Source organism: Lacinutrix sp. MEBiC02595, assembly GCF_053601555.1.
Genome location: NZ_JBSHNU010000206.1, coordinates 1 through 369 on the forward strand (window position 1 = coordinate 1; position 369 = coordinate 369).

At 52.6% G+C, this 369-nt stretch carries 1 protein-coding gene; it reads right to left on the reverse strand.

Annotated features, from left to right (window positions below):
* On the reverse strand, positions 1–369 hold a 369-nt coding region (locus ACVCZW_RS07655; RefSeq protein WP_452232088.1), incomplete at both ends, for a hypothetical protein.

The following is a 369-nucleotide window of genomic DNA, read 5'->3' on the forward strand; positions in this document are numbered from 1 at the left end:
GCTTGCGCTTTTGCTGCTGCTTCTGCTGCTAATCTGGCTGCTTCATCGGCTTGAACTTGCGCTGCTGCTTGAGCTGCTAATCTTGCTGCTTCATCGGCTTGTGCTTGTGCTTCTGCTTCTGCTGCTAATCTGGCTGCTTCCTCTGCTTGAACTTGTGCCGCTGCTTCTGCTGCTAATCTTGCTGCTTCATCGGCTTGTGTTTGCGCTGCTGCTTCTGCTGCTAATCTAGCTGCTTCATCGGCTTGTGCTTGTGCTTCTGCTTCTGCTTCTGCTGCTAATCTGGCTGCTTCATCGGCTTGTGTTTGCGCTGCTGCTTCTGCTGCTAATCTTGCGTCTTCCTCTGCTTGAACTTGTGCCGCTGCTTCTGCT